The sequence below is a fragment of the Epibacterium ulvae genome, assembly GCF_900102795.1.
Taxonomy (GTDB): Bacteria; Pseudomonadota; Alphaproteobacteria; order Rhodobacterales; family Rhodobacteraceae; genus Epibacterium; species Epibacterium ulvae.
The window spans coordinates 109,709-115,708 of sequence record NZ_FMWG01000012.1; the positions used below are offsets into that span (position 1 = coordinate 109,709).

At 54.5% G+C, this 6,000-nt stretch carries 3 protein-coding genes and 2 pseudogenes; 4 read left to right on the forward strand and 1 reads right to left on the reverse strand.

What is annotated here, in order from left to right:
* Window positions 1-26: 26 nt before the first annotated feature.
* The 4 genes and pseudogenes from BLP79_RS16375 to BLP79_RS16390 all read left to right on the forward strand — a co-directional run.
* A complete protein-coding gene (locus BLP79_RS16375; protein WP_090220772.1) occupies window positions 27-1,301 on the forward strand; it encodes an MFS transporter in 1,275 nt (424 codons plus the stop codon).
* Window positions 1,302-1,438: 137 nt separating this feature from the next.
* Entirely contained in the window at window positions 1,439-2,017 is a 579-nt protein-coding gene (locus BLP79_RS16380) for a DUF924 family protein (RefSeq protein ID WP_090220774.1), read from the forward strand.
* 212 nt (window positions 2,018-2,229) lie between these two features.
* The gene (lpdA, locus tag BLP79_RS16385) at window positions 2,230-3,624 is read left to right on the forward strand and encodes a dihydrolipoyl dehydrogenase (RefSeq protein WP_090220776.1); all 1,395 of its coding nucleotides are present in this window, start codon (window positions 2,230-2,232) and stop codon (window positions 3,622-3,624) included.
* 380 nt (window positions 3,625-4,004) lie between these two features.
* Window positions 4,005-4,879 (forward strand): annotated as a pseudogene (locus tag BLP79_RS16390) (IS3 family transposase); the annotation flags it as partial.
* A 48-nt stretch (window positions 4,880-4,927) separates the two neighbouring features.
* Here the strand turns inward: BLP79_RS16390 and BLP79_RS16395 are convergent.
* Window positions 4,928-5,936 (reverse strand): annotated as a pseudogene (locus tag BLP79_RS16395) (IS3 family transposase).
* Window positions 5,937-6,000 lie beyond the last annotated feature (64 nt).

Consider the following 6,000-nt stretch of genomic DNA (forward strand, 5'->3'; position numbering starts at 1 on the left):
CCCGCAATCAAAGAGGGGCACCATAGATGTTACAGGTCTTGTCAAGCGCATGGGCGCTCTTGTTGGGTGTTGGTCTTTTGATGCTTGGCAACGGGTTGCAGGGGTCTTTGCTGGGCATTCGGGGCGATATCGAAGGCTATTCGACCTTTACGATGTCCTTTGTCATGTCGGCCTATTTTGTAGGGCTGATGTTTGGATCTTGGATCGCGCCGACGATGATCCGCCGGGTGGGGCATGTGCGGGTCTTTGCTGCACTGGCCTCGTTGATTTCCGCCGTTATGATCCTTTATCCTGCGCTGACCTCTCCGGTGGTGTGGACCCTGGGCCGCCTGATTGTCGGGTTTTGCTTTTCCGGCGTTTATGTCACTGCGGAAAGCTGGTTGAACAACGCGGCTGACAATGAAAACCGTGGGAAAGCGCTGTCATTGTATGTGGTTGTGATGACGCTTGGACTGGTGCTCGCACAGGCGTTTTTGTTGATCGGAGACCCGGCAGATTATCTGCCGTTTGTCATTGCCTCTATTCTGGTTTCCGTTTCGGTGGCACCGATCCTTTTGTCGATCTCTCCGACGCCGGCATTCGACACTGCAAAACGGATGAGCCTGGGAGAGCTGTTTACAATTACACCACTGGGCTGTGTGGGCATGTTCCTGATTGGTGGCGTCTTCTCTGCCATGTTTGGCATGTCCGCAGTCTATGCGACATCCGCCGGGCTGGATCTGCGCCAAACCTCGTTGTTTGTGGCCTGTTTCTATGCGGGCACCTTGCTGACGCAATACCCACTTGGCTGGGTCTCAGATCGTATGGACCGGCGTTTACTTATTATCATCGTGTCCGGCACGGCGGGGCTTTCGGCCTTGTTTGGGATGATGTCCGGCGGAGCGTATAATCTGCTTTTGATTTCTGCCTTAGTGACCGGGTCGATGGTGAACCCGCTTTATTCGATCTTATTGGCCCACAGCAATGACTATCTGGATCATGACGACATGGCTGCGGCCTCTGGGGGGCTTGTTTTTATCAACGGTGTCGGCGCGGCGGCCGGCCCGCTGATTATTGGCTGGCTGATGGGCGATGCGATCTTTGGGCCAAAGGGGTTCTTTTTGTTTATTGCAACGCTGCTTGGTGCGTTGGTGGCCTTTGCGATCTATCGCAGCACCCAGCGTGAGACCGTGCCAGTTGATGAGACAGGTGCCATCGCGATGATGGCGCCAACTGCGTCACCTGTTGCGGTGGAATGGGGCCAAGAGTACATTATTGAGACCGAACTGGAGGAACAGGAGAACAGTGAAGCCAGCGCCTAGTGGTCGCAACGACCCCCTGAAAACAACAATGTTTCAAAATCATGGGTGTTTGTTGTGTTTTGTGACCAATTTCACTCTGTAACATACCCGTAAAACCTGCGCATGGTGGTTCTAGGTATTTATACGGAGTAAGTAAGATGACAGCGCCCGAGCAGATCCTGGAGTTCTGGCTGGATCAGGTTGGCCCCAAGGGATGGTATCTGCAAGATGAGACCTTGGATCAGCAGATCCGCGAACAGTTTCTTGGGGCATGGGAGGACGCCTGTGAGGGGCGCTATTCCATGTGGTTGACCTATCCCAGCGGTGCGCTTGCCTATCTGATCCTCACGGACCAGTTCCCGCGCAATATGTTTCGTGAGGATCCGCGGGCCTTTGCCGCCGATGCGATTGCCTGTGCGGTCGCCAAAAGCGCGATCAAACAGGAATATGACCTGAAAATTGACGAACCCGCCCGCCAGTTCTTTTATTTGCCTTTGATGCATTCGGAAAATCTGGAGGATCAGGAACGCTGTGTGCGTTTGCTTTTGGAGCGGATGCCAAAGTTTGGTCCGGCGAATCTTTTGCATGCGCGCGCGCACCGCGAAGTTATCCGCGCTTTTGGCCGGTTTCCGTATCGCAACGCGGCACTTGGTCGGCACAGCACCGCAGCGGAAATGGATTATGTCGCATCCGGCGGATACGGCAGCACGGTACGTGTGCTGCAAGCTGCTGAATAATCTGCTTATTGGGTCGCCAGTTTTAGAAAAAAGGAGAGCGTTTACCTGGATGTTTACGCTCTCCTCATCACAGTAGAATACAGGTGCAACTGTACCGCTTGCGGCGCAAAAGACGCAGGTCTGCTATGCGCGGGCACTGCGCCGTTGCGGCGCGTCAAAAAGTAGTTTAACGGTAAACTAGTTTTGAGGATCCTGTCTGGAAGGGAAGCATCATGGCCGCTCAGAGTTTTGACGTAATCGTAGTGGGCGCGGGTCCGGGGGGCTATGTGGCCGCTATCCGTGCGGCGCAGCTTGGCCTGAAAACCTGCATTGTTGAACGGGAGCATATGGGCGGGATCTGCCTGAACTGGGGCTGCATTCCAACAAAAGCCCTGTTGCGGTCTTCTGAAGTGTTCCACCTGATGGAGCGCGCGGGCGAGTTCGGCCTGAAAGCGGACAACATTGGCTATGATCTGAATGCGGTGGTGAAGCGGTCGCGCGGCGTGGCCAAACAGTTGTCTTCGGGCATTGGCCATCTGATGAAAAAGAACAAGATCACTGTGGTCATGGGAGAGGCAACGCTTCCCGCCAAAGGCAAGGTATCGGTTAAAACTGACAAGGGCAGTGAAGAGCTGACTGCGAAGAACATCATCCTGGCAACCGGGGCGCGTGCCCGTGAACTGCCCGGTCTTGAGGCGGATGGCGATCTGGTCTGGACCTATAAACACGCGCTTGATCCGAAACGTATGCCAAAGAAACTTTTGGTGATCGGATCTGGTGCGATTGGGATTGAATTTGCAAGCTTCTACAACACATTGGGCGCGGATACGACCGTGGTCGAGGTGATGGATCGCGTGCTACCCGTAGAAGATGCGGAAATCTCGGCCTTTGCCAAGAAAAGCTTTGTTAAACAGGGCATGAAGATCATGGAAAAAGCCATGGTCAAACAGCTGGATCGTGGCAACGGCAAAGTGGTTGCCCACATTGAAACCGGCGGCAAGGTTGAGAAACAGGAATTTGATACGGTCATTTCTGCAGTTGGGATTGTCGGCAATGTCGAAGGTCTAGGTCTGGAAGCGCTTGGCGTGAAAATTGACCGCACCCATGTGGTGACAGATGCCTACTGTCGCACCGGTGTTGAAGGGCTTTATGCGATTGGCGATATCGCAGGTGCGCCTTGGCTGGCGCATAAAGCGTCCCATGAGGGCGTGATGGTCGCAGATCTGATCGGCGGCAAACATGCGCATCCCGTAAAGCCCGAAACCATTGCAGGCTGCACCTATTGTCATCCACAGGTCGCAAGTGTTGGCTATACCGAAGCCAAAGCCAAAGAGCTGGGATATGATATCAAAGTTGGTCGCTTCCCCTTTATTGGCAACGGCAAAGCGATTGCTTTGGGCGAAGCTGAAGGCATGGTGAAAACCATCTTTGATGCGAAAACCGGCGAATTGCTGGGCGCGCATATGGTGGGCGCAGAAGTGACCGAGATGATTCAGGGCTATGTGGTTGGGCGTCAGCTGGAAACCACCGAAGAAGACCTGATGAACACCGTTTTCCCGCACCCAACCCTGTCAGAGATGATGCATGAAAGCGTGTTGGATGCCTTTGATCGTGTCATTCATATGTAACTGATTGTTCATTATCAAATTAAACAACCCGGCTCTATAAAGGGCCGGGTTTTGCCTTGTGATCAGCCTGAGACTGGCCCAACAGGCCCGAAGCGGCACAGATAGGGTTGTGAAGAATTCGACATGAACACGCAGCTAGGTGTGTGACTTATGGGGTTGTGAGATTTGAGTTCTGTCACATTAGAAGTAAATCGCCCCATCATTTGAGGTAGCATAATCTATCACATTCGTGAATCACTTACGGGTCTATCGCTTTGTGACGTGATATCGAAAACTGCCAATCATACAGCACGCAGCGAATTTCGGCTTCGAGCCTATGCTACCTGATCCTCCCCCACTGAATTGGTCCGCCCGTATAGTTATGAAATGGAGGATCCAATATGGGAACCAAGCAACTGAAGGAACTAAAGGGGCTTCAGAAAGAGAATGATCGGCTGCGTCGAGCCGTGTCGGACCTGACGCTGGACAAGCTCATTCTTTCGGAAGCTGCACGGGAAAACGACTGAGCCCTTCGCGTCGTCGTGCCTGTATCGAGCATGTTTGTAGCCAGTTCAGGGTATCGGAGCGGCGAGCCTGTCGTGTTCTGGGACAGCACCGGTCCACATAACGTCGTGCCGGTTGGCCGTGCTGACGAGGGGCGTCTAGTGGCTGATATGATCGAACTGGCTCGCCAGTATGGTCGGTATGGCTACCGCCGTATGCCAGCTTTGCTCAGAGACGCCGGATGGCTTGTGAACGACAAGCGTGTCGAACGTCTGTGGCGGCGTGAAGGGCTCAAAGTGCCAATGAAGCAGCCGAAGAAAGGGAGGCTCTGGCTCAACGATGGCTCGTGTGTTCGTTTGCGACCGGAGTACCGCAACCATGTATGGTCGTGTGACCCTCGCCATTGTCGCTCGAGCCAACGGCGCTATCAATGGCTCGATGCATCATCGAACCGATGACGGGAAAGCGTTCCGAACGCTCAATATCTTGGATGAACACAGCCGGGAATGCCCCTCTCTCGGCAGATTTGGCTTTGCCAAATCGCCTGCCGGGCAACGGGTCGATCCGGGTGAAACGGCAGCTGAACTCGACAGAGGTTATCGATGCGCTGACGGACTTGTTTATCTTGCGCGGCGTTCCTGCTTTCAGTCGGTCGGACAACGGCCCGCTCGCTATTGTCGCTCGGACCAATGGCGCACAAGCTGGCTTCATTGCTCAGGCCGTCCGCGATTGGATTGCAGCGGTCGGCGCTAAGACCGCCTACATTGAGCCGGTAACGAGGCTGGACCTGTTGCGTTTTAGTGTCGCCCCAAGTGCTCGTTTAGGCGACTTTCTTCTCGAAAGCGACTGGGCTTCTCCATCCCAATGCTGAGTGGTGCCGGCGTGGATTTTAGAACCCGTTTATGTAGTTGAAGATTGCCATCTCCGCTGCCCGTCGCGTTGGCCAGGACTGCCTCCAGATCAGTTCGGCCTTGATCGTTTTGAAGAACGTCTCGACGGCAGAGTTGTCATAACAATTTCCCTTGCCGCGCATCGATACCCTGAAGCCGTGCTGGCGCAGGAGTTTGAGATAATCATGGGAGCAGTATTGGCTTCCACGATCCGTATGATGGATGCAGCCCTTGGGCGGCTGTCGCAACGCGACCGCCATCTTCAACGCACGGATCGCCAGGTCGCGTTTCATGCGATTGCTCACGGCCCAGCCGATCACCCGCCGCGGAATGCAGGTCAAGGATCACGGCAAGGTAGAGCCATCCTTCTCGGGTCCACACATAGCTTATGTCACCGGCCCACTTCTGGTTCGGCTGATCCGAACGGAAGTCCTGGTTCAACAGGCTCGGCGCGATGTTGAAGGCGTGGTTGCTGTCGGTCGTTACCTTGTATTTCTTCGATCTCTCAACCCGTATTCCATTTTCCCGCATCAAACGCCCCGCCCGACGGTGGCCGACGTTCAGGCCAAGCTCCTTCAGCTCTTCGGTCATTCTGGGACGGCCATAGCTGCCCAAGCTGAGCCGGGATTGCTCCTTGATGTGGGCTAGAACAACCATGTCGGCCCGCTGTCTTTGGCGCGCGAAGAAGGCTGTGGCCTTTTTTAGGATGTCCCTCTCCTCCTTGCGAATACGGTTCTCACGACGAAGCCGTTCATTCTCACGGGCAAGGACAAGGTCCTTGTCCGAAACCACATCCGTATGGCGATGAGCCGTAACCCATTTGTTCAGCGTCGATAAGCCTACACCCAAATCCGATGCAACTTGCTTGCGTGTCAGACCGCTGGTCAGTGCAATCCGCACCGCATCAGCGCGGAATTCGTCCGTCCGTTTCGTTCCCATAGTTCGTCTCCTTTGCTGCAATAAATGCTATCAAAGGAGCGGCATCAAACCGCGACAGGTCCAG